We start from the raw sequence: 22,345 nt of genomic DNA on the forward strand, positions 1-22,345 counted from the left end.
ATCGACGCACAGCGCGGGCAAGACACGCTGTGGGGATTGCCCCTGAGCGTGGTGGGTGTGGACAACGGCGTCATGGCGGCGTCTGCCTGTACTGGTGCGCCAGCATCAGAGCTATGGCGCAGGACGCGACCCGTGCCTGGCGGCTGTCGGCGCGGCTGGTCAAGATCACCGGAACCTTGGCACCAAGCACGATGCCGGCACTGGCCGCCTGTCCGAGGTAGATCAATTGCTTGGCAAGCATGTTGCCGCTCTCCAAGTCGGGGACCACCAGGATGTCGGCCTGTCCTGCCACTGCCGAGACGATGCCTTTGGTTCGTGCCGCCACGGCCGAGATGGCGTTGTCGAACGCCAGCGGTCCATCCAGCACACCGCCGACGATCTGCCCTCGGTCGGCCATCTTGCACAGCGCCGCCGCGTGCAGCGTCGCGGGCATGGCCGGGTTGACAGTCTCCACCGCCGCCAGAATGGCGACCTTGGGATCGGCCACGCCGATGACGTGGGCCAGCTCGATGGCATTGCGCACGATGTCGGCTTTCTGCGCCAGGTCCGGTGCCAGATTGATCGCGGCATCGGTGACGATGAAGGGCCGGGGGTAACCAGGCGTTTGCAACACGAAACAGTGGCTGATGCGTCGCTTGGTGCGAAGCCGGCTGGCCGGTGCGAGGATGGCGGCCATCAGCTCGTCGGTGTGCAGGCTGCCCTTCATCAAGGCCTCGACCTCGCCATTGCCGGCCATCTCGACCGCGCGTTCGGCAGCTGCGTGGCTGTGCGGTACGTCGATGACCTCGATGCTGGTCAGATCCAGCCCGTGTTGCTGGGCAACCACGTCCAGCTTGGCGCGCGGGGCCACCAGGACAGGCTCGATCAGTCCGGCCCGGCGTGCATCCAGCGCGGCTGACAGGCTGGCTTCGTCGCAGGGATGTACGACCGCGACACGGATGGCGTCCAGCGTCTGAACGTGAGACAGCATGCGCTGCATGCTGCCGCCCACATCCACGCTCAGCCCGATATCGATCTGATCGTCGCCGCCGGGCACATCGCTGGGTGCCACCTCCACTTCGCCGTCGGCGACCGATATGCCGTCCTGGTTGGAGCAGGCACAGTGCAGGACCATGCGACCCGTTGCCGGATGGTGCTCGGTGACGGTTACCTCGGCCCGAAGGCGATCACCCAGACGGACCGGCGCCAGAAACCGCAGGCGCTGTCCACGGCAGACCAGACGGGTGCCGGACAGGCACTCGCCGATCGCCGAGGCGATCAATCCCCCGAGCCAGGTGCCGATGCCGACCCAGGCACTGCCACGCATGGAGGCCACGGTTCGCGTGTTCCCCTCTGCGGGAACGGTGTCACTGGCAAGCGCCACACCCAACTGAAGGTTGTCCAGGGTGAGCACACGCTCGACGCGCGCGGAGTGGCCCACGGAGATGCCGTCGGTACCGCGCTGCACTCCAGGCGGCGGGGATTGTTTGCTGGGATCGTTTGTCATGGTGTCGCACTCTGGTTGGCATATGGAGCAGGAGGATCTGTCGCCGGCGCGGCACCGCGCCCTGAGCACGGATCCCCCGAAGGCTCCCGTGCAACGGGGAACGGCTGTCTGGCCGACGTCTGAACAAGATCACTCACGCGTTGTGCTCCCTGGCCCCGGAATCGCCCGCTGGTGCTCGCGAAGAATGCGTCGCACCTCCAGGATCGCCTCCGGGGTCTCTTGCACGCTGTGGGAAAACGGGATGACCAGCTCCGATTGCGCGCCGGCAAGATGTGCGCTGCGGTATGGCACGAGGCCGTCATCGGAATCGACGAGGGCCCTGTCCGGCGTGTGGTTCGCAACGATGCTGTGGTAGCGCACGCTGGCAGAAATCGGGAGCTCGGCTGCGGCGCGGATGAAGGGGTCAGAATCCCTCAGGTTGTCGACCCCGTTGGGTAAGTAGGTCGGCAAGCTGGCTGGCGTGACCTCCTTGTCACCGATGACCTGCTGCAGTCGTACCGCCCGATTGACCACTTGTGCCGGCAACGTGATGAGTCCGGAGAGGAACCGCGAGAGCCGGTTGCCCGCGAATGGGGTCCCTCTGTGGGGCGCCGCAATGAAGATCGCGCGCGTCACGCCCGGGTATGGCTCGAAGCTCAAAAAGCCCTCGACCGCGGTTCGGAATCTCTCGAACCGCTCGCCCTCCAGTTGGCGGCCCGCCTTGACCGTATCGAGCAGCACACTGCCGGAGGACGAGACCAGCAATCGGCCCAGCACTCCGCCCATGCTGTGGCCGACGACGACAATGTCGCGCGAGGCGGCGGTGGCGCCCGAAGGATCGAAATGCTGGAAGGTCGCGGTGAGCGCGCTCCGAATCGCCGCGTGGTTGTACGCAAGAGGCGCATTGGTGGGGTAGTACACCTGCCAGACCTGGTAGCGCTGGCGCAACGCTTCATCGCCCATGATGTCATTGGCGACGTTGATCCAGGCCTCGGGACTGCTGGCCAATCCGTGCAGCATGATGATGACCCGGCGGTTGGGGTCGAAGGGCTGCATCAGATAGACATGCGGGGCGTCCAGGCTGCGGCTCCTGCCCAGGACCGTGCGCAGGGCCTGCACGGAAAACCCCGAGCGCGCCAGCCACAGACCGTAGGCGGAGGTGAAGTTGGCTGCGAGCGGCACCGAGGTGCCCTGGATCTGCAGGCCGTCGTGCCGGTAGGGGTCGTATCCGACCAGGGTGACTTCGCGAGCGCGAAGCACCTGCTCCAGCGTGCTTCCCGGAAAGGCCAGGATGGCCGTGACCGGCCGATATGGTGTCTCGCTATAGGCGTGCGCCGAAGCCGCGCGGTCCTCGTCCCCAGCACCGGTCGCCACCACGAGTTCGGCCCCGAAGCCGTCACGCCGGTAGATGCTTCGGATGCCCTGGAAGGTGAGCCGCGACGCCGGGAGCAGTTCGCTTGCACGTGGTGGGGGGCCGTTCTGGTACACGCCGGACATGTCTCCACGCAGCAGCCAATCGCCCACCTGGATGCTATCTCCGACATGCTGCCGCGCGTCGCGGTACTGCTCGAACAACAGCGCGGCCGCCTGCTGCGCCGCATAGTTGTAGTAGTCGCGAACTTGCGTCTGGCGATCCTCGAACGCCCGATCCCCCGGCAGGCGTGGGGTGAAGAACAGATAGGCGTAGGCATGGCGCGCCACCTGCAGATAGGCCCCCAACAGGCCCTCGAAGCGCTGGTGGCCGGTCACGCCTTGCCGCTCCTGGCGCATGGCTTCCTGCAACCACAGCTCCGCTGCCGTGGCGAGTTGACGTTCCATGCCAATGACATCGCTGCGCGTCAGCAACTGGGCGCAGTCGCTGACATTCTCCCGGCATCGCTCTGGCGAGATCGCAAGACTCGTGAGCACGTCGCGGGCCGAGGCGCTGAGCTTGCCGGTGGTCAGCACATCCCCGCGTCGCTGGGAGATGTAGTCCTCGGGGCTGACGGTTCCCACCTTGACACCGGCGCACCCCACACACAGCGACGCCATGACGGCCAGCAGGAGGCACCTGACGGGGCGTCTTTGCCTGCCAAGTACTCTCCTACGTGTCCGGGGCTGCGTCGCCAGTGTGTTGTGTGCCACGTCGTGTCATTCCCCTGATGTCGCAGCCGCCGTCGGCTTCTCAACCTGGGGGGCGTTGCCTACCACCTTCTGGATCGTCACGTAGCGGGTGTTCAGCCGCCCTTGGCTGGCCGTCAGGTCGCGGCGCGCCTGCAGGAAGCTGCGCTGGCTGTCGAGCACCGTGATGAAGTCGGCCGTCCCGCCGTCGTAGCGCGCCTGGGCCAGTTGATAGGCGTCTGCCGCACTGCGCACCCGGGCTTGCAATTGCTGCGCTTGCTGCTGCTCCGCGTTGTAGGCGCTAAGCGCGTCATCGATCTCCTGCCACGCCTGTAGTACCGTCTGTTGGTAGCTCACGGCCGCTTCCTGCTGCTCCAGCTCGCGCAGTTGCACCACGCTCCTGCGCCGGCCACCGTCGAACAAAGGCAGGTTCAGGCTGGGCCCGACCGACCAGGCGCGGCTGCCCCAGTCGGAGAACTCGCCACTCAGGTAGGACTCGTAACCAAAGCGCGCGCCAAGCCGGATGCTGGGGTACAGGTCCGCCCGCGCCACGCCGATGCTCGCGGTCGCCCGATGCAGCCGGGCTTCGGCGGCTCGGATGTCGGGTCGGCGCAGCGCCGCTTCCGAAGGCAAACCCAGCGCGAGATCGGGAAGCGCCGTCGTGCCGTCGCTGGCAGGGGGCGCTGCCAGCGTCTCGCGCAGCGCGCCGGGGCGCTCGCCCAGCAACAACGCGATCTGGTTGGCGCTCGCGCCTTCCTGGGCCAGCAGGCCGGGCAACTGCGCCTTGATGGCCGCAAGCTCCGCGCGTTGCTGCTCCAGGTTCAGGTGGTCGATGACGCCGCCATCCACCCGGGCCTGCAGGATGCCCAACCGATCCTCCAACGCCGTGATGTCCTCGCGCGCCAGGAGGATCTGGCGCTGCGTGGTGCGCAGTTCGAAGTAGTTGCGGGCCACATCGCTGACCAGTGTCAGCCGAGCAAGGTCCAGCAGTGCCGCCTGGCGGTCCACGTCGGCATCAGCGGCCTCGATGGAGCGCCGCACGCGCCCCCACAGGTCTACTTCCCATGATGCGTCGAAGCCGGCCTGATACAGCGTGAACGGCTCGCTCAACACATTCACCAGGCTCTCGCGATCGCCGCCGATCGCGTCGATCATGCGGGTGCCGGCACCGTACTCGCTCTGGCGCTGGCGATTGGCGCTCCCGCTGACACCTACCTCCGGCCCGCGCTGGGCGGCCGTCGTGCTGCGCTGGACGCGGGCCTGCGCAAAGTGCAGCGCGGCGGTCTGCAGGTCCGGGCTGGAAACCAAGGCCCGCTGCGTCAGGTTGTCCAGCACCGGATCGTTGAAGGCCTGCCACCAGTGCGGGGGCAGGGGCTGGTCGGCAGCGCCCAACGCGCGCAGGGAATCCTCGGCGCTGCGCCAGCTCGTCCAATCGTCCGGGGCCACGGGCGTCGGTTTCACGAAATCCGGCCCGACCGCGCAGCCGGCCAATGCCGCTGCCAGGGCCACCGCCAATGCGCAGTTCGCCAGGCCGCGGCGTGTTGGATGAGGAATGTGGCGCTGCAAATCGAACATACGGGTACCCGTGATCAAGAGAGACGGTTGCGGAACAGCCACGCCGCCAGCGGCAGCGTGATGGCGGCCAGCACGAGCAAGGGGATGAACTCCAGCGCCACGTCGCCGAAGCCCGCGCCTTCGAGATAGACGCGGCGCACGATGCTCATGCCGAACCGCAGCGGATTGACATAGGTGGCAAGCTGCAGCACTTGCGGCATGTTGCGCACCGGCGTGAGCAGGCCGGACAGCAGCATCAGCGGCATGATCAGCAAGAACGTGTAGAGCATCGCCTGCTGCATGGTCAGCGACAGGGCGGAGATCGACAGTCCGACCCCGACCGCCGCGATGGTGAAGGTGATGAGCCCGAGGTACAGCAGCCACACCGACCCGTTCATCGGGATCTCGAACCAGAACCGGATGATCAGGAAGATGACGGTGGACTGGATGAGCCCGACCAGGATCGCCGGGAGCGCCTTGCCGATCAGGATCTGCATCGGCGTGAGCGGCGTGACCAGCAACTGGTCGAACGTGCCTTGCTCGCGCTCGCGGGCCACCGACAGCGCCGATAGCAGCAGGGTCTGCATCATGCTCAATGCCGCGATCAGCGCCGGCATGAGGTTCCAGCGCGATTCCAGGTTGGGGTTGTACCAGGCGCGCCGCTCGATCGTGACGCCTTGTGCGCCGCTTCCGAGCGAGGCGTTGTAGTCGGCCACGATGGAGCCGACGTAGCCGGCGGCCGAGCCCGCGGTCGACGAATTGCGCCCGTCCAGGATGATCTGCAGAGGTGCCCGCTGTCCGGCCGCCAGGCGCGTATGGAAGTCCGAAGGAATGCTGACCACCATCAGCGCCTTGCCGGCGTCGACCTGGCCGGCGATCTGCTCGGGCGAGGTCAGCGTGGCCTCGCGTTCGAACACGCCGGTGCCGTCCAGCCGCGACAGCAGTTCGACCGACGCCGCGCTGCGGCTCTGGTCCAGCACGGCATACGGAACGTACTTGAGGTCGTAAGTCGCGCCGTAGCCGAACAGCAGGGCCTGCAGCAGCGCGGGCAGGAACAGGATGGCCCGGCTGGAGGGCTCCTTGACCAGCGCCAGGATCTCTTTTTTGACCAGGGCGCCGATCTGCGCGAGGGTGGCAATAAAGGACGTCATGGCGGTCAATCCAATGTCTTGCGCAGCGTGCGCCGCGTCGCGTAGGTCAGCACCACGGCGTATGCCGAGAGGATCAGCAGGCTGCGCACGATGGTGGGCCAGTGGTCGCCCGCTAGGAACAGCGTCTTGATCAGGCCCATGAAATGCGTGGCCGGCAACAACTGGCTGATCACCTGGATCACCACCGGCACGTTGCGCAGGTCGAACACGAAGCCCGACAGCATCATGGCGGGCATGAAGCTGGTCAGCAGCGCCATCTGGCTGGCCTGGAACTGGTTGCGCGTCTTGCCCGAGATGAACAGCCCCAGCAGCAGCGACACGGCGAGATACAGCATCGACGCCAGGACGATGATCCACAGCGAGCCGCGCATCGGCACCTCGAACAGGAACCGGGCGGCCAGCAGGCACAGCGTCAGGTCGATCGCGCCGATCGCCAGATAGGGCGTGAGCTTGGCGAGCACGAGTTCGGTCGGACGCACCGGCGTGACGAACAGCGATTCCAGCGTGCCGCGCTCCCACTCCCGGGCGATCAGCAGCGAAGTCAGGAAAGCCCCCACCAGCGTGAGCACGAGCACGATGAGGCCGGGGACCAGGTACCAGGAGCTGTTGTTGGCCTCGTTGAACCAGGTGCGCTGCACCACCTCAACGCTCGCGCCCGCTGGGGCCTTGCCGCCTGCGCGGTCTCCCTGGCGCTGCGCCCAGACGCCGATTGCACCGCTCACGTAGCCCTCGACAGCCGACGCGGTGGTCGACTCCACGCCGTTGAGCACGATCTGGATTGTCGCGTCGCCGGTCGCCAGGCGACGCGAGAAGTCCATCGGAATGCGCACGATCGCGTCGATCTCGCCGGCCCGCATGCGGGCTTCGGCCTGCGTCATGCTGGTGGTCAACGTCGGAGACAGGTAGGCGGAGCCTTGCAGGCCTGCGACGACCTCGCGTGCGGTGGGTGAGCTGTCTTCGAGCACCACCGCGATCGGCGCATTCTTCACGTCGAACGACAAGCCGTAGCCGAACAGCAGGATCAGTGCGACCGGAAGCAGCAGGCCGACGGCCAGGTTGCTCTTGTCGCGCAGCATCTGGCGCACTTCCTTGCGCAGCAGTGCGGTGAACCGCCTTGCGAAGCCGGAGGTGGTCACTTGTCCCCTCCTTGCGCGTGCCTGCTTTGGGCGCGGCCCTGTTCGACGACGGCGATGAAGGCACTGTTCATGTCGCCACCCGCTTCGCCGCCGGCTTGCTCTCGCACCTCTTGCGGCGTGCCGAGTGCCAGCATCTTGCCGGCGTCCTGGATCGCGATGCGGTCGCAGTACTCCGCCTCTTCCATGAAGTGGGTCGTGATGATGACGGTGACGCCCGACTGGGCGAGCGAGGTGATGGTGCGCCAGAACGAGCGGCGCGCCAGCGGATCGATGCCGCTGGTCGGCTCGTCCAGGAACAGGATCTCCGGCTCGTGCAGCAGGCCGGCCGCCATCGCCAGGCGCTGCTTGTAGCCACCCGGCAGTACCCCGCTCACGGCAGCGGCGTCCAACCCGAACTGTTCGATGGTCGCGGCCACCCGATCACGCATGGCAGCACCGCGCAGTCCGTAGGCGCCAGCGAAGAACTCCAGGTTCTCGCGCACGGTCAGGTTGCCGTACAGCGCGAACTTCTGCGACACATAGCCGATCCGTGCGCGCGCCTGGGCGCGTGCCGTGCGCAGGTTCAGGCTGGCCACTTCCAGGTGGCCGCTGGTGGCCGGCAGCAGACCACAAAGCATGCGGAACGTGGTGGTTTTGCCCGCGCCGTTCGGGCCGAGCAGCCCGAAGATCTCCCCGCGCGCAACCTCGAAGGATGTGCTGGCGACCGCGGTGAAATCGCCAAATTTGCGCACCAGGTCGCGCACGACGATCACCGGCTTGTCGTCGCTGCGCGCCGGCGCGACCTGCGGCGACGGCGCGGGCGCCTCGGCAGGGGCCTCCTTGTCCGCACCCTCGGCCTGCTGCTGGCGCAGCATCATCATGAACGCGTCTTCCAGGTCCTCGCTGCGCGGCCGGTGATCCAGGTCGCCGAGCAACGCATCGACGGCATCCGCCTGCGCCTCGGGCTGGCGAATGAACCACACCTCGCCGGCCTTGGGCACGGCGTCAATGATCAGCGCATCCTCATCGATCAGCCGCGCCTGCAGATCGCGCGCGGGCGTACCGGGTCGCGGTGTGGCGACGAAGGTGAGGCCGCGTGCGCGGCTGCGCAGCGCGTGCGGCGCCCCTTCGGCCAGCAACCGGCCCTCGTGCATCACGAACACCTGCGCGCAGCGCTCGGCTTCATCCATGTAGGCCGTGCTGACGATCACGCTGAGGTTCTCGTCCTCGACCAACTGCTGCACAATCTTCCACAGGTCGCGGCGCGACAGCGGATCGACGCCCACGCTGGGCTCGTCCAGCAGCAGCAAGTCCGGCGAGCGCACCAGCGTGCAGGCAAGACCGAGTTTTTGTTTCATGCCGCCCGACAGCTTGCCGGCCGGCCGTTCGGTGAAACGGGCCATGTCCGTCATTTCCAGCATGCGCCCGAAGCGCTCGCGGCGCACCTCCTGGGGCACCCCGTGCAGGTCGGCATACAGGTCCAGGTTCTCCTGCACGCTCAGGTCCTCGTACAGGCCGAATCGCTGCGGCATGTAGCTGATGCGGTCCTGGACCGACTGCGGATCCTTGGCGACGTCGCAACCCAGTACCTGCAACGATCCACCGTCGGGCGTGAGCAGTCCCGCCATCATGCGCATGAGCGTGGTCTTGCCGGCACCGTCCGGGCCGACCAGGGCGGTCAACTCGCCCGCCCTTATCGTCATCGACACGTCGTTTACCGCGCGCAACGGGCCGCCGCCCGGCGCATCGAAGGTCTTGCACAGGCCCTGAGCGTGGACCGGTGGGTGAACCGTTGCATTGCCCTCGTTCATCGCGCAGTGCCAGCCACCGCCAGATGGACCGTTGCCGGCTGCCCCAGCCGCAGCACGTCCTGAGGGTCGTCGACCAGCACTCGCACCTCGTAGACCAGGCTGGTGCGCAGTTCTTCGGTCTGCACCGATTTGGGCGTGAACTCGGCCACCGAGGAGATGTAGCCGATCTTGCCGGGGATAGGCTCGCCGGGGCGCCCATCGGCGACCACCTGTGCCTCCATGCCCGGCTTGACGCGGACCAGGTCGGGCTCGCCCACATAGGCGCGCACCCATTTGGGCTGGGTCAGCGCCAAGGCCAACACCGGACGTTGCGGCGTCGCCATGTCGCCGGGCTCCAGCAGCCGCGACCGCACCACCGCATCCGCGGGCACCTTCAACTCGCCCTGCGCGATCTGATGCTGAAGGAGCGCCAACTGTGCCTGCGCCGCTTTGAGCTGCGCCTGGGCGCCCGCGACTTCCTCCGCCCGGGGACCCAGTTCGGTCAGACGCAAGGCTTCGCGCTGCTCGGCGACCTTGGCCTGGGCGACCTGGTGATTACTCCTGGCGCGATCCAGGTCCTGAGCGCTGACGCCGCGCCCTTGGGTGTTGGCTGCGATGCCTTGCAGACGCTTGAGATCCTGCTCGGCTTGGGACGCATCCGCCTGCGCCGCGGTGACCCGACTGCGGGCCTGTGCGATCTCCTGGGGACGCGAGCCGGTCCGCAGCCGCAGCAGGGTCTGCTGCTGAACCTCGATCTGCGCCTGCGCCTGCTCCGCCTGCAGGGCCAGCGTGCGCGTGTCCAGCAGGCCCACAACCGCACCGGCCTTCACCCGGTCGCCTTCTTCGGCTCGCACTTCCGCCACGCGGCCACTGCCATCGAAGGCCAGCGAGATCTGGCGGATGTCCACATTGCCGTGCAGCACCAGCCCATCGTCACCGTCGCGCTGACTGAAGTGCCACGCAGCCCACGCCACGAGACCAACAGTGACGGCAGCGGCAAGGAGGATAAAAGGTTTCTTCATGTCAAAGGTCTCAGGAATCAGGATCGGACGGCAGAAGACTGCGGCGGGAGCGCCTTCATTAATTTGATTTTAGTTTTAAATTGGGTGAGAATGCAATCCATATCTGCTCTAGAGAGTCAAGGGATGAACAAGCCCGCACGCGGTCTTCGCTCGGATGGCGAAGCGACACGAGCCCGAATCCTGGAGGCCACAGGCGAACTATTCGCCACGACGGGCTACGCCGAAACCACCAACAAGGCCATCGCCGCCGAAGCGCGCGTGGATCTGGCCTCCATCAACTATCACTTCGGCAACCGCAGTGGTCTCTACCAGACCGTGCTGGCCGAGGCCCATCGGCGGCTGTTGGGAGTGAACGATCTGCGCGAACTGGTCGAGAGCGAGCTGGCGCCAACGTCGAAGCTGCGTTTTCTGATCGAGCAATTGGTCCAACGTGCGACCGAAGAGCCTCAAGCCTGGCACCTGCGAATCCTGGCCAGGGAAGTGCTGGCGCCGAGTTCACATCTGCAGGTGCTTTTTCAGAACGAAGCACTGCCGAAGATGGTGCTCGTCAAGCGCATGCTCAGTGAAATCACGAAGATCCCGGCTGAAGACCCCGCACTGACCAGGTGCCTGCTGAGTGTCGGCGCGCCTTGCCTGATGCTGCTGGTAGGTGGGCGCAGTTTTCCTGGACCTTTGCAGGAAGTGTTTCAGATGCCGCCAGCCACAGTTGTGGAACACCTTTTCCACTTCGCAATGGGGGGCATGCAGGCAATCGTCCAAGAATACGAGCAGGCGAAAAGCTGAGTCAGTCGTGAAGCTAACGCTAGGCTTAAACGGTAGTCCAACGAGGGATGACAGCGCAGGGAATTGGCATCTGCAACTAAAAAGGCGCTACAGATGGAGTTACGACACCTTCGATGCTTCGTTGCTTTGGCCGAGGAACTACACTTCACACGGGCTGCCGAGCGACTGCACATCGAGCAACCCCCCTTGTCCCGAGCGATTAAAGAACTGGAAGACGAGTTAGGAGTCGTTTTCTTCGACCGGGATAGACGGGGGACCCGCTTGACCCCAGCCGGTGCCGCCTTCCTGCAAGACATCCGTCGACTATTCATTATCCTCGAGCAGGCGCAAGACAACGCAAGGGCAATCGCGGCAGGTTTGCGAGGGAGTCTACGCATTGCTATATCTGACGGCGCTATTGATTCACGGCTGTCAGCTTTCCTAGCGCGTTGTCGCGCAGAGGAACCGGAGATCGAGATTCGCTTATGCGAAGTCCCCTTGGCCGAGCAGGTGCGAGGCCTGCGGGCCGGCGATTTTTCAATTGGCTTCGCACACGCTGCAGATGTCGGCGATGGCATCACTGCCCAAGCTATCTGGCACGACCCATTGGTAGTTGCCGTACCCGCCCGGCATGAGCTCCTCATCCACAAGGAGGTGCCGCTCGATGAACTCGGCAGCCATCCGCTCGTCTTGTGCGACCCACAGATATGTGAGGGCTACTGCCGAGAATTAGCACGGCTGCTTGGCCCTTTGGAAAATCGGCAGAACGTTGTCGAGCACGCAACCTCGTTAGACATGATGCTTACGCTGGTCGGCGCCGGTTATGGTGTCGGCTTCATGGCAGCCACCAAAATTCCGATTAGCCAACGACCGGACGTCGTGATTCGTCCCTTGGCCGTGGAGTCGGCGATCATCACAACTTATCTGCTTCGGCCCGACAGCGGCGATGTGCCGGCCTCACTGGAGCGGCTTATCGTTCGTCTACGCGAAGGTTTGGACGGATAGCTTCTCAGAAGTCAGCCTCAAACCTCGGCAGTAGGGGCCATATTGCGCTCCGTTGCAGCCATCAGTTTGGTGCCACTGATCCTGAGTGCCGCAGCAATCTTAAGTACCAAGCCTAAGGAGGGCAAATGCTCCCCCCGCTCGATCTTGCCCATGTGCGAACGCTCAATTCCGGCCAGTGCCGCCAGTTCCTCCTGAGCAACACCCTGATCCACACGAAACGCGCGTACGGCCTTCCCGAATGCCAGGGCTGGCTCGGCTTCATACCTGGTGGTGCCTGGGGGACGGCCTCGTTGAACAGTACGCTTCTGCATCAACAGAAGCGTCGAGCAGTCACGATAATTTAACCACGTTAAATTTAACTCACGGGTATCATACGGGGCTGTTTTCTTACTCAATTCTCTTCTTGGGGGCTCTTATGCACGACGCCACGCGTCGCCACCCCCGTCTCAGACTTGCCGTAGCACTGGGCGTACCCTCATCGCATCTTTCAGCGCTTCTCGCGCGACAACGCGCGGAAGAGCCAGACGTCGCCCTCTCGTTTTTTGAGGTTGCAGATGACGTTCTGCTTCAGGGACTTCGTGAAGGCCGCTACGACGCAGGGATGTCGCTTCAGGGGGCCAGCGACCCAGCCCTCAAGACGCAACCTTTGTGGGCCGAGAGCATGGCTGTCGCCGTGCCGCCGCGGTTGTATTCACAACTCGACAGGGCAAAGCTCACCATCGCCGATCTTCAGGACTACCCGATCTATCGCTGGCAGGCCGAGGATTGCCCTCTGCTGGACGAAAGACTGGCCTCCGTCATGCCACTGGACCAGGAGAACATCCTGCGGGTGACTTCATTCGAGATGCTGGCGCTATGGGTTGCAGCCGGCTACGGCGTCGGGGTATCCGCGCAATCGCGCATCGACCAAGGTCAGGGATGGGGGATCACCATGCGGCCGCTCTCTGACGGTCCCTATGAGATGGTGACGTATCTGCACCAGCCCCACGCGCAAGCCGACTCCATTTCGGAGCGGTTCGAGCGCAGAGCGCTGCAAATCACCGCGGCCGGCGCCACGTAACAGCGCCCCTATGGCCGGGGCCATTGACCCGACCATAGGATGATGATTGTGGGTCAGCCCCCCTCAAACACCACCGCGTTGTCCACCAGCTTACGGACGCTCTGCCGCACATCCTCGGGGATAGGCTGCAGGGCAACGGCCTCGGACTCCTCCTCATGGCGAGGATAGCCGCCCATAATGATCCGGATGATCACGGGCACATTGGTCGGCATAACCACATCAATGGCCGCGCGATCACCCAGGTCGGGGTGCGGCTGGGTCAGCATGCGGTATAGGTCCCACGAATCCGCGTGCGGGCACTGGTTCATGAGCGCCTGGGCCAGCCTGTGCTTGAGCGGCAGCAACTGCCAATCGGGAACCCGCTGCCCCCGGTTGCCCAGGCTGATGGACAGTAGCTTGCCCGCTTTCAACTCGCGGTTGATCTGGTCCTTGGACTTCCCGGCCAGCTTGCCGAACAGCGGGACCGGCAGATTGTTCGGCGACTCGTAGATGGCCAGCATTTCCGCGCGCTCGCGCTGGATGGCGGACACTTCCGGCTCCGGGGCATGCATAGGGGGTGGCGGCACCTGCGACAGTCGTCGGAACGTGCCTCCACCGTTGTTCGGGGTCACGACGATCGGTGTGGCCACTACTGGCGGCACACCAGGGATAGCGGGCTCGGCCACCGAGGGAACCGCGCCCACCGCTTCCTCCACTTCTGCCATCGCCGGCACCCCATCGATACGGATGGTCAGGTGCGCGCTCGCGGCTTCCAATTCGCCCTGTTCGAGCAAATCGAGGCGATCAGCCCAGTCCTGCATCATCCGGCGGCGCGGCTCCACGTACTTGGCGTGGTTGTAGGCCGAACTCACCTTGTTCGGATCTGAGTGCGAAAGCTGCGCGTCCACCCAAATCTTCGGGTACCCGATCTCGTTGAGTGCTGTCGAGATGGTGCCGCGGATACCGTGGCCGGTCAGGCGTCCTTCATACCCCATGAGCTGCACGGCCTTGTTGAGGGTGTTCTCGCTGATGCGCTTCTTGAGTTCGCTCCGATGCGACAGCAGGTATTTCTGCGCCGGCCGCATCACACCCAGGAGATAACGCACGATCTCGATGGCCTGCAGCGACAGAGGCACGATATAAGGTGGCACGTCCTGCGGCCGCTTGCCGGCCTTGCGCATTTCGTCCTGGAGCTGCTTAACGACCTGCGGCGGGATGATCCACAAGCCGCGGTCGAGATCGAATTGCTCAGGCTCGGCCAGCCGCAGCTCGCCCGTGCGCACCCCAGTCAGGAACAGCAGCCGGACGCCAAGCTGGGTCTGCCAGCCCCGGGGGTTGTAAAGCCGGAGCTTCTGAAGGAACTCGGGCAGCTCGGGTAGGTGCAGATAGGGGTTGTGGGCCACCGGGGGCTTGGGTTCGGCCACCACGTCCAGGTCCGCAGCCGGGTTGACTTCCAGCCCCTCGGCGATGACCAGGGCATAGCGGAACATCTGGTTGAACCAAGTGCGAACCTTCTCGGCGGTGGTGAACGCTTTGCGCTTCTCGATCGCCGCCACGACGCCCACGAGCTGGGGCCGGCGAATGTCGTAGATCGACATCTTCCCCAGGGTGGGCAGAACGTCCTTGTCGAAGATGCGCAGGATCTGCGAAAGCGTGCTTTGGCGGCCTTCCTTGAGTTCCTTGCGGCGATGCTCGACCCAGGCATCGAAGACATTCTTGAAGGTGTATTCGCCCGCCAGCTTGGCCGCGTGCCGGCGCTGGTCGCGTTCGATTTGGGGATCGATCCCCCTGGCGAGCAAGGCTTGAGCCTTATCCCGCTCGGCGCGAGCCTCGCGCAGGCTGAGGGCAGGATAGCCACCCAGGGACATGCGTTTCTGCTTGCCAAGCCAGTAGTATCGGAAGATCCACGACTTGCCGCCTGCGGCAGAGACCATCAGGCCCAAGCAGTCGTTGTCGGAGAGGGTGTAGCGCTTGCCGGTGGTCCGTGCCTGCCGGGCTGTCAGATCAGAGAGTGCCATTTCGAGGCTCCTAAGTTATGACTTAGGCCCTATGCTCGCCATGGTTCCCGCTCAGCCCCAGCAACTATCCGGTAACCGTCCCACCCGTATTCTTGTGCCTCAATTGGTCACTCAAAAATGGTAGCTGTGGGTGGATTTCCGTGGCGCTCGCTGGAATGAAAAAAGGGGCCGAAGCCCCTATTTTCAATGACTTACAGACGTCAGTAGAACTCTGTAGATCATAATTTGGAGCGGGAAACGAGACTCGAACTCGCGACCCCGACCTTGGCAAGGTCGTGCTCTACCAACTGAGCTATTCCCGCGTCTTGGTGGTGTGCATTCTATAGAATCCAGAACCCCCGTCAACCCCTTGATTCAAAAAAGTTTTATTTCTTTTCAACGGTGGTGCGCAGGTGAGGCCAGGCGGCGCGCAAATACTGGAGCATCGACCACAGCGTCAGGCCGGCGGCGATCAGCAGCAAGGCGTAGCCGAGCAGGACCCAGAACGAGAAGTCCGACGGGTTGGCAAGCAGGATCACCAGCGCGAGCATCTGCGCGGCGGTTTTCCATTTGCCCATGTTGGACACGGCCACGTGGGCGCGGGCGCCGATTTCGGCCATCCATTCGCGCAGGGCCGAGACGACGATCTCACGGCCGATGATCACGGCAGCCGGCAGGGTCAGCCACAGGTTGCCGTGTTCTTGTACCAACAACACCAGAGCGACAGCCACCATCAGTTTGTCGGCCACCGGGTCGAGGAACGCGCCAAACGGCGTGCTCTGTTCCAGGCGGCGCGCCAGGTAGCCGTCAAGCCAGTCGGTGGCAGCCGCAAAGGCGAATACCGAACTTGAGGCCGCGTAGCTCCATTCGTAGGGCAAATAGAACAACAGAATAAAAATCGGAATGAGCAGGACGCGTAGAACGGTGATCAGATTAGGGATATTCATCGGCACAACTGGCTACAAGGTGGAAAGGCATTCTATTCGCTGTGCAGGTTTGCATAAATCAACTCAGCGAGCTTTTTACTGATACCGGGTGCTTTGGCTATTTCGTCAATGCTGGCACGGGATAGCTCCTGCAAGCCACCAAAATGTTTGAGCAAGTCGCGGCGTCGTGTCGGGCCTACCCCTGCAACCCCTTCCAGGGTTGAGGTTCGCCGGGTTTTGCCACGGCGGGCGCGGTGCCCGGTAATGGCGAAACGGTGCGCTTCGTCGCGAATCTGCTGGATCAGGTGCAGCGCAGGTGAGTCCCCCTTCAAAGTGAACTCATGGGCGGCATCATTCAAGTACAACGTCTCGAAACCGGCCTTGCGCGTAGCGCCCTTGGCCACGCCGAGCAGAATCAGGTCGGGCACCGCCAGCTCGTTGAGCACGTCACGGGCCATGGACAACTGGCCCTTGCCGCCGTCCACCAGCAGGATATCGGGCAGCTTGCCCTCGCCGTCCTTGAGCTTGCTGAAACGCCGCGTAAGGGCCTGGTGCATGGCGGCATAGTCATCGCCGGCGGTCACGCCTTCAATGTTGTAGCGCCGGTAGTCGGACTTGATCGGCCCTTCCGGCCCGAATACCACACAGGAGGCCACTGTCGCCTCGCCGCTGGAGTGGCTGATGTCGTAGCACTCCAGGCGCTGGGGCGGCTCGTCCAGGTTGAGGACTTCGGCCAATGCGTCGAAACGCGCGGCGACGTGCTGTCGATTGGCCAGGCGTGCGCCCAGCGCCTGTTCGGCGTTGGTCACGGCCAATTGCTGCCAGCGTGCGCGGGTGCCGCGTACACGATGGCTGATGTCCAGTTCGCGGCCGCGCAGCTCGTGGATCGCCTCGATCAAGGTCGGGAAGTCTTCATGCACCACGTTGACAATCAGCTCGGACGGCAAATCGCGCTCGGGGCTGCTGACGTAGTACTGGCCCAGGAAGGCGGCCATGACTTCGGCGACCTCCTCGTCGATACCGGTCTGCGGGAAAAAGTTCTTGCTGCCCAGCACCCGCCCGCCCCGCACGCTGATCAGGTGCACACAGGCGCCGCCCGGGTTGACGAAGGCTGCGATCACATCGACATCGCCGGTGCCGCCTTCCATGCTTTGCTGGTCCTGGACGCGGCGCAGCAGGGAAATCTGGTCACGCAGCTCGGCAGCGCGCTCGAAATCCAGGGTACTGGCGGCCTGCTCCATGGCGCCGGAGAGTTCATCGGTCAGTGCATTGCTGCGCCCTTCGAGGAACATCACCGAATGGCGCACATCCTCGGCGTACTCCGCAGGCTCGACCAGCCCCACACACGGGGCCTTGCAGCGCTTGATCTGGTACTGCAGGCAAGGCCGGGTGCGGTTCTTGTAGAAGCTGTCTTCGCACTGGCGCACAAAGAAGGTCTTTTGCAGCAGGCTCAAACTCTCGCGGATCGCGCCCGCGCTGGGGTACGGACCGAAATACTTGCCCTTCTGCTTCTTCGCGCCCCGGTGAATGCTCAGGCGCGGAAAGTTGCCGTCGGATAAAAATACGTACGGGTAGGATTTATCGTCGCGCAGCAGGATGTTGTAGGGCGGCCGCCATTCCTTGATCAGCGTCTGCTCAAGCAGCAGCGCCTCGGTCTCGTTGGCGGTGATGGTGGTTTCGACCTGGGCGATACGCGCCACCAGCGCGGCGGTCTTGGGCGCCAGGCCGGTCTTGCGAAAGTAGCTCGCCAGGCGGTTTTTCAGGTTCTTGGCTTTGCCGACATACAGCAGCCGTGCCTCGCTGTCGAACATGCGGTACACGCCAGGGCGGCCACTGCAGGTTGAGAGAAAGGCACTTGGATCAAACGGTGTGCTCATGTCAGGCGCTGGCGTCCACCATGCCGTGGCGCACCGCGAGCAGGGTCAATTCAACATCACTGCTGATGGCGAGCTTCTCGAAAATGCGATAGCGGTAGGTGTTGACGGTCTTGGGTGACAGGCACAGCTTGTCGGAGATGGTCTGCACCTTCTGGCACCCGACAATCATCAAGGCAATCTGGATTTCCCGCTCCGACAGTGCGTCGAAGGGCGAGTCGCTGGTGGGCTGGAAGGATTTGATGGCCAATTGCTGGGCAATCTGCGGGCTGATGTACCGCTGGCCGGCAAATACCAGGCGAATGGCCTGGACCATCTCGGCCAGGCCCGCGCCCTTGGTCAGGTAGCCCGCCGCCCCTGCCTGCAACAGGCGGGTGGGAAACGGGTCTTCCTCGCACACGGTGACCACCACGACCTTGATGTCGGGGTGGCTGCGCAACAACTTGGTCGTGGCGCCCAGACCGCCGATCCCGGGCATCTTGACGTCCATCAACACCACATCGGGTTTCAACTCCCGGGCCTTGATCAGGGACTCCTCACCCGATTCGGCCTGGCCGACTACTTGCAGGCCATCGATGTCAGCCAGCATTCGTGTAATGCCTGTACGAACGAGATCATGGTCATCGACTACTAGCACCCTAATCAAGCAGACACCTCGCGATATGGTCTTATAGGTTGCTGAACACCTTAGCAAAAAACCAAGGCGCAGACCTAGTTGCAAGTGTCATATATATAGAGTTTCAACGCGCTGCGCCCGCCCGTCGAAGCACGAACCGCGCTGTTTATCGGCTTAAAGGTCAGGAATCCTGGGGTTGCGGCTTGGGTTTTCCGTTGCGTATGGATGAATGCTCGGCCAGCGTGGTGGTCAAGCGGCGGATTGCATCCTGGTCTTCCTTGAACATCGCTCGATAATTGCCCAGCACTTTTTCTTCGATCTGGCTCAGGTTATCCAGTTGGATCGGCGTGGGGCTGCCGGTCAACACGTACAGGATATCCACACCTCTTTGCGCCACGCGGGAAAGGTAGTCAGCCTTGGGCGCCCGACCGCCGTTTTCATATTTGCCTTGCGCGTTGGCTTCAACGCCTCCTATTTCACCAAACACTTTTTGCGACAGCCCTAGCCGCTCTCTTTCTTGCCTTAAACGCGAACCGATTCCACTCATTTGGATGTATGATCCTAAATTGGCACACCCCAAGAGGTGACACACTCATCTCTTCGTTAAACAAACTTGAACGGTTTTGAACTATGCCCGCAATCCGCACTGCTGCACAAGCCAAGGCTTGGCTTGAACACCAAGGAAAGTCAGTTCAAGCGTTCGCCCGGGAACACGGCGTGGACCCGGCAACCACTTATCAAGTGCTCGCTGGGCGCAAAAAGGGACGGCGTGGAGAGGCCCATAAGGTAGCGGTCCTTCTGGGCATGAAAGAGGGCATCATCCTGGCCGAGAATGAGCCCCTGAGACAGGAGCTGGACGTACTGTCCTGACCCAGTATGCGCTTATTGAAGCGTTGTGCCTGTTTTGCCCGAATGAGTGTGCTATTCGCCCGCCAGCGTTGACCGACAGTCGAGTTCCATACGCCAGAAGCAGTCCTCTTCCCCCACGATGCTCAGGCCTCGGCGCTGATACAACCTTCTCGCCGGATTGGTCTTGAACACCGTCAAGCGTAGTAGCCCCAGGCCGTGCGTGCGCGCTTTCAGCGCCATCTGCTCCAGCACCCAACTGCCCGCGCCCTGCTTGCGACAACACTCGAGCATGTGCAACTCGCGGATATACAGGGCCTTGCTGTCCCGACTGAGGCTGACAAACCCCATCACCGCGTCATCGCGGCAGATCAGCCAGTTCTCACGCCCGGCCCAGGCGACGTCGAAGCCATCGTTGGACCACAGCAAGCCGTACTGCAGGTAGTAGCGGCTCATGGCTTCGTGGGTCAGGGTGCGGGCAAAGGGCAAGTCGTTGGCCGTCGCGGCCCGTAGATGAAAGCTCATTTACACTGCTACCACTCGGCCAGCCCAACGCCCACCTTCGCCCTCGGCGATCACCAATGCCTCGCCCACCCCTGGGGCGGCGGCAATCAAGCGGCCATCCGGCGCCCAGATCGCGCTGCGACCCGCGCAGGCCCAACCACCCGATGGGCCACCATGGTTGGCCATCAGTACCAGCAGGCCATGCTCGGCGGCATAGCCTTGGAGCAAAGCGCTGTCCGCCGCATAGCCGCCTTCGCTGATCAACACACCCGCCGCATACACGGTGGCACCCGCTTCAGCCGCGCGACGAGGATGGCTGGCGTGGGAAAAGTCCGCACACACCGCCAACGCAATACGCTCATCTCCCCGCTCGAGGGCCGCGCCCCCCTGCCCGGCGACAAACGCCAACGCTTCGCCGGGGTGCAAATGCTGCTTGGTGTAGACGCCGAGGGAACCGTCCGCGCCCAGCACCAGCGCACCGATCAATACGCCCTCTTGCGACGCCAGCCGGACCGGCATGCCGACCACCGCGGTCAAGCGCAGCTCGCGTGCCATCTCGCGCAGCGGCGCCAATACGGCAGCCTCGGGCTCTATGGCCAACTCAGCCGCCAGAAACGGCTCGTATCCGGTCAGCGACAGCTCCGGAAAGACCAGCACTTGCACGCCGTTGTCGGCCGCCGCGCGCATGAACGCCAGGTGCCGGTGGATGTTGGCCGGCACGTCGCCCGCGATGGAAACAGTTTGAGCAGCAGCAAGGGTCAAGGCGGTCATGGTCGCGTCCAAGCAATCATTAACAAGGTGTGTCCAGCATATCGGCAGTCCCTCATAGCCGTAAGTACCCCGCGGCAATAGAAATTACTGATTGAATCCACCGGTGTGCCTCTAGTAAGCTCGCTCCATCATTTGGAGACATACCATGTTGCAACTCACCCACCCTCAGGTTTGCCCTGCTGCCAGCGCCCAGCGCTCGGTGTCGGCTACCCGTGTGAACGGTTCGAGCGCACTGGTCAGCTTTTATTTTGGGTATTGGTTTAGCCACTGGCGCGCCTGATACCTGAAATCGGCGCCCACTACTCAAGGGGTCGCCTACCAGAGAAATCTAACCCCCGGTCGGCTCCCCGACCGGGGGTTTTGTTTTTTCAGGCCCTGAATATTTTGTTGCACACCGGACATTTAAAAGGAATCAAGACATGAACTACGCCACCTATTACCGCTACGACACCTCCACCGCCTGGCGATTTAGCAAGCTCCGCTCGGGACAGCCTGCCGCCTCCGATCGGTCACCTATCGGTGGCAAGCCAACACACGTAGCCGATACGGCCAATTGTCGAACACCCCAGTAGGGCCAAGCGCGCGGGAACAGCCCGCCGCTTGCCCAGGAAGCCTTGAATATGAACTCTGCCACCGCCGCTCTGCCCGTTTCGAACCTGACCAGCGCCAACGAAGCCCTGACCCAGCGCCTGCCCAGCTCGCTTGAGCTCAAGCACCAGTTGCCCCTCAGTCCGTTCCTCAATGAACAGATTCACGCCCATCGCCAAGCCGTGCGCGCCATCCTCGAAGGCCAGGACTCGCGCTTGCTGGTGATTGTCGGCCCGTGCTCGATCCACGACCCGGAATCGGCCATGGAGTACGCACGCAATCTGAAGAAGCTGGCCCTTGAAGTCAGCGACCAGATGCTGCTGGTGATCCGCGCCTACGTCGAAAAACCGCGCACCACCATCGGCTGGAAAGGCCTGGCCTACGACCCGCACCTGAATGGCAGCGATGACATGGCCGCCGGCCTCACGCTGTCGCGCGAGCTGATGCGCGAAATGCTGCGCCTGGGCCTGCCGGTCGCCACCGAGCTGCTGCAACCGATGGCCGCCGGCTACTTCGATGACCTGCTCAGCTGGGTCGCGATTGGTGCGCGTACCACCGAATCGCAGATCCACCGCGAAATGGCCAGCGGCCTGGGCATGCCCGTGGGCTTCAAGAACGGCACCGACGGCGGCGTTGCGATTGCCTGCGACGCGATGCGCTCGGCCGCACACCCGCACCGCCACTTCGGCGTCGACAGCCAGGGCCATCCGGCGATCATCCAGACCCCAGGCAACCCCGACACCCACCTGGTGCTGCGCGGCGGCCACCGCGGACCGAACTACGACGCGCAGAGCGTGGCGCAGGTCAAGCACGACCTCGCCAAGTCCAAGGTGGCGGCGCGGATCATGGTCGATTGCAGCCATGCCAACAGCGGCAAGGACCCGTTGCGCCAACCGGCGGTGTTCAACGAGGTGCTGGAGCAGCGCTTGCAGGGCGACACGTCGCTGGTCGGCATGATGATCGAAAGCCACCTGTTCGAAGGCTGCCAGCCGCTGAGTGCATCGATGAAATACGGCGTGTCGGTGACCGATGGCTGCCTGGGCTGGGACGGTACCGAACAACTGCTGCGCAGCGCGGCGCAGCGTCTGCGCGAACAACGCAATAGCACTGACTGATGCAGCTCAAAACGTAGGAGCGGGCTTGCCTGCGATAGCGGTGTGTCAGGCTACAGATCTGTAGCGGATGTACCGCAACCGCAGGCAAGCCCGCTGCCACATTCG

At 63.7% G+C, this 22,345-nt stretch carries 20 protein-coding genes and 1 tRNA gene; 5 read left to right on the top strand and 16 right to left on the bottom strand.

All coding sequences use genetic code 11. From position 1 onward, the window contains the following. Positions 1–70: 70 nt before the first annotated feature. From QMX97_RS01930 to QMX97_RS01960, 7 genes are all read right to left on the bottom strand, one after another. Positions 71–1,486, bottom strand: coding sequence for a bifunctional enoyl-CoA hydratase/phosphate acetyltransferase (locus QMX97_RS01930; RefSeq protein WP_034033023.1), 1,416 nt, complete (start codon positions 1,484–1,486; stop codon positions 71–73). 129 nt (positions 1,487–1,615) lie between these two features. Continuing rightward, the gene (locus tag QMX97_RS01935; protein WP_235440670.1) at positions 1,616–3,460 is read right to left on the bottom strand and encodes an alpha/beta fold hydrolase; all 1,845 of its coding nucleotides are present in this window, start codon (positions 3,458–3,460) and stop codon (positions 1,616–1,618) included. 135 nt (positions 3,461–3,595) lie between these two features. Further along, positions 3,596–5,140, bottom strand: coding sequence for an efflux transporter outer membrane subunit (locus QMX97_RS01940; protein ID WP_050159454.1), 1,545 nt, complete (start codon positions 5,138–5,140; stop codon positions 3,596–3,598). Positions 5,141–5,154: 14 nt separating this feature from the next. Continuing rightward, positions 5,155–6,270 carry an ABC transporter permease gene (locus QMX97_RS01945; RefSeq protein ID WP_034033026.1) on the bottom strand — a complete coding sequence of 372 codons (1,116 nt, stop codon included), beginning with the start codon at positions 6,268–6,270 and terminating at the stop codon, positions 5,155–5,157. Between the two features lie 5 nt (positions 6,271–6,275). Continuing rightward, positions 6,276–7,406 carry an ABC transporter permease gene (locus QMX97_RS01950; RefSeq protein ID WP_034033027.1) on the bottom strand — a complete coding sequence of 377 codons (1,131 nt, stop codon included), beginning with the start codon at positions 7,404–7,406 and terminating at the stop codon, positions 6,276–6,278. Next, positions 7,403–9,196: an ATP-binding cassette domain-containing protein gene (locus QMX97_RS01955; RefSeq protein WP_034033029.1), complete on the bottom strand. Its 1,794-nt coding sequence runs from the start codon at positions 9,194–9,196 to the stop codon at positions 7,403–7,405. The genes QMX97_RS01950 and QMX97_RS01955 overlap by 4 nt, the downstream gene beginning before the upstream one ends. After that, positions 9,193–10,197 (bottom strand): HlyD family efflux transporter periplasmic adaptor subunit, encoded by a 1,005-nt coding sequence (locus QMX97_RS01960; RefSeq protein ID WP_034033031.1) that lies wholly within the window; start codon positions 10,195–10,197, stop codon positions 9,193–9,195. Before QMX97_RS01960 ends, QMX97_RS01955 begins: the two co-directional genes overlap by 4 nt. A 123-nt stretch (positions 10,198–10,320) precedes the next feature. On the opposite strand from QMX97_RS01960, the gene QMX97_RS01965 reads away from it, so the two are divergent. Both QMX97_RS01965 and QMX97_RS01970 read left to right on the top strand, forming a co-directional pair. After that, positions 10,321–10,980 (top strand): CerR family C-terminal domain-containing protein, encoded by a 660-nt coding sequence (locus QMX97_RS01965; RefSeq protein ID WP_050159456.1) that lies wholly within the window; start codon positions 10,321–10,323, stop codon positions 10,978–10,980. A gap of 93 nt (positions 10,981–11,073) precedes the next feature. After that, the gene (locus tag QMX97_RS01970) at positions 11,074–11,964 is read left to right on the top strand and encodes a LysR substrate-binding domain-containing protein (RefSeq protein WP_034033034.1); all 891 of its coding nucleotides are present in this window, start codon (positions 11,074–11,076) and stop codon (positions 11,962–11,964) included. Between the two features lie 17 nt (positions 11,965–11,981). Here QMX97_RS01970 and QMX97_RS01975 read toward each other — a convergent pair whose 3' ends face one another. Further along, entirely contained in the window at positions 11,982–12,275 is a 294-nt protein-coding gene (locus tag QMX97_RS01975; RefSeq protein WP_034033038.1) for a helix-turn-helix transcriptional regulator, read from the bottom strand. A gap of 104 nt (positions 12,276–12,379) precedes the next feature. On the opposite strand from QMX97_RS01975, the gene QMX97_RS01980 reads away from it, so the two are divergent. Beyond that, entirely contained in the window at positions 12,380–13,024 is a 645-nt protein-coding gene (locus tag QMX97_RS01980; RefSeq protein ID WP_034033039.1) for a substrate-binding domain-containing protein, read from the top strand. A 53-nt stretch (positions 13,025–13,077) separates the two neighbouring features. Here the strand turns inward: QMX97_RS01980 and QMX97_RS01985 are convergent, their stop codons facing one another. The 6 genes from QMX97_RS01985 to QMX97_RS02010 all read right to left on the bottom strand — a co-directional run bounded on the left by QMX97_RS01985 (position 13,078) and on the right by QMX97_RS02010 (position 18,963). Continuing rightward, positions 13,078–15,021, bottom strand: coding sequence for an integrase arm-type DNA-binding domain-containing protein (locus QMX97_RS01985; protein ID WP_034033041.1), 1,944 nt, complete (start codon positions 15,019–15,021; stop codon positions 13,078–13,080). 226 nt (positions 15,022–15,247) lie between these two features. After that, positions 15,248–15,323, bottom strand: a tRNA-Gly gene (locus tag QMX97_RS01990). 63 nt (positions 15,324–15,386) lie between these two features. Next, positions 15,387–15,947, bottom strand: a complete 561-nt coding sequence (gene pgsA / locus QMX97_RS01995; RefSeq protein WP_016968866.1) for a CDP-diacylglycerol--glycerol-3-phosphate 3-phosphatidyltransferase — start codon at positions 15,945–15,947, stop codon at positions 15,387–15,389. Positions 15,948–15,979: 32 nt separating this feature from the next. After that, positions 15,980–17,803 (bottom strand): excinuclease ABC subunit UvrC, encoded by a 1,824-nt coding sequence (gene uvrC, locus QMX97_RS02000; RefSeq protein WP_106804466.1) that lies wholly within the window; start codon positions 17,801–17,803, stop codon positions 15,980–15,982. Between the two features lies 1 nt (position 17,804). Beyond that, complete coding sequence (uvrY, locus tag QMX97_RS02005) at positions 17,805–18,446, bottom strand: UvrY/SirA/GacA family response regulator transcription factor (protein ID WP_003190387.1); 642 nt, start codon at positions 18,444–18,446, stop codon at positions 17,805–17,807. 151 nt (positions 18,447–18,597) lie between these two features. Beyond that, positions 18,598–18,963, bottom strand: coding sequence for a helix-turn-helix transcriptional regulator (locus QMX97_RS02010; RefSeq protein WP_065905592.1), 366 nt, complete (start codon positions 18,961–18,963; stop codon positions 18,598–18,600). Positions 18,964–19,046: 83 nt separating this feature from the next. Between QMX97_RS02010 and QMX97_RS02015 the strand changes: the two genes are divergently transcribed. Then, positions 19,047–19,286, top strand: a complete 240-nt coding sequence (locus QMX97_RS02015) for a DNA-binding protein (protein WP_065905591.1) — start codon at positions 19,047–19,049, stop codon at positions 19,284–19,286. A 51-nt stretch (positions 19,287–19,337) separates the two neighbouring features. Here the strand turns inward: QMX97_RS02015 and QMX97_RS02020 are convergent, their stop codons facing one another. After that, positions 19,338–19,787, bottom strand: a complete 450-nt coding sequence (locus QMX97_RS02020; protein WP_106804467.1) for a GNAT family N-acetyltransferase — start codon at positions 19,785–19,787, stop codon at positions 19,338–19,340. After that, a complete protein-coding gene (locus tag QMX97_RS02025) occupies positions 19,788–20,537 on the bottom strand; it encodes a carbon-nitrogen hydrolase family protein (protein ID WP_282395727.1) in 750 nt (249 codons plus the stop codon). Between the two features lie 620 nt (positions 20,538–21,157). Between QMX97_RS02025 and QMX97_RS02030 the strand changes: the two genes are divergently transcribed. Next, positions 21,158–22,240: a 3-deoxy-7-phosphoheptulonate synthase gene (locus QMX97_RS02030; RefSeq protein WP_282395728.1), complete on the top strand. Its 1,083-nt coding sequence runs from the start codon at positions 21,158–21,160 to the stop codon at positions 22,238–22,240. The last annotated feature ends 105 nt before the right edge of the window (positions 22,241–22,345 follow it).

It is taken from the genome of Pseudomonas sp. PS01298, assembly GCF_029959745.1.
Lineage (GTDB): Bacteria > Pseudomonadota > Gammaproteobacteria > Pseudomonadales > Pseudomonadaceae > Aquipseudomonas > Aquipseudomonas aylmerensis.

Coding starts and splice junctions, on each gene's coding strand:
- QMX97_RS01930 (WP_034033023.1), bottom strand. CDS start 1,486: ATGACAAACGATCCCAGCAAACAATCCCCGCCGCCTGGAGTGCAGCGC.
- QMX97_RS01940 (WP_050159454.1), bottom strand. CDS start 5,140: ATGTTCGATTTGCAGCGCCACATTCCTCATCCAACACGCCGCGGCCTG.
- QMX97_RS01945 (WP_034033026.1), bottom strand. CDS start 6,270: ATGACGTCCTTTATTGCCACCCTCGCGCAGATCGGCGCCCTGGTCAAA.
- QMX97_RS01955 (WP_034033029.1), bottom strand. CDS start 9,196: ATGAACGAGGGCAATGCAACGGTTCACCCACCGGTCCACGCTCAGGGC.
- QMX97_RS01960 (WP_034033031.1), bottom strand. CDS start 10,197: ATGAAGAAACCTTTTATCCTCCTTGCCGCTGCCGTCACTGTTGGTCTC.
- QMX97_RS01965 (WP_050159456.1), top strand. CDS start 10,321: ATGAACAAGCCCGCACGCGGTCTTCGCTCGGATGGCGAAGCGACACGA.
- QMX97_RS01970 (WP_034033034.1), top strand. CDS start 11,074: ATGGAGTTACGACACCTTCGATGCTTCGTTGCTTTGGCCGAGGAACTA.
- QMX97_RS01975 (WP_034033038.1), bottom strand. CDS start 12,275: ATGCAGAAGCGTACTGTTCAACGAGGCCGTCCCCCAGGCACCACCAGG.
- QMX97_RS01980 (WP_034033039.1), top strand. CDS start 12,380: ATGCACGACGCCACGCGTCGCCACCCCCGTCTCAGACTTGCCGTAGCA.
- QMX97_RS01985 (WP_034033041.1), bottom strand. CDS start 15,021: ATGGCACTCTCTGATCTGACAGCCCGGCAGGCACGGACCACCGGCAAG.
- pgsA (WP_016968866.1), bottom strand. CDS start 15,947: ATGAATATCCCTAATCTGATCACCGTTCTACGCGTCCTGCTCATTCCG.
- uvrC (WP_106804466.1), bottom strand. CDS start 17,803: ATGAGCACACCGTTTGATCCAAGTGCCTTTCTCTCAACCTGCAGTGGC.
- QMX97_RS02010 (WP_065905592.1), bottom strand. CDS start 18,963: ATGAGTGGAATCGGTTCGCGTTTAAGGCAAGAAAGAGAGCGGCTAGGG.
- QMX97_RS02015 (WP_065905591.1), top strand. CDS start 19,047: ATGCCCGCAATCCGCACTGCTGCACAAGCCAAGGCTTGGCTTGAACAC.
- QMX97_RS02020 (WP_106804467.1), bottom strand. CDS start 19,787: ATGAGCTTTCATCTACGGGCCGCGACGGCCAACGACTTGCCCTTTGCC.
- QMX97_RS02025 (WP_282395727.1), bottom strand. CDS start 20,537: ATGACCGCCTTGACCCTTGCTGCTGCTCAAACTGTTTCCATCGCGGGC.
- QMX97_RS02030 (WP_282395728.1), top strand. CDS start 21,158: ATGAACTCTGCCACCGCCGCTCTGCCCGTTTCGAACCTGACCAGCGCC.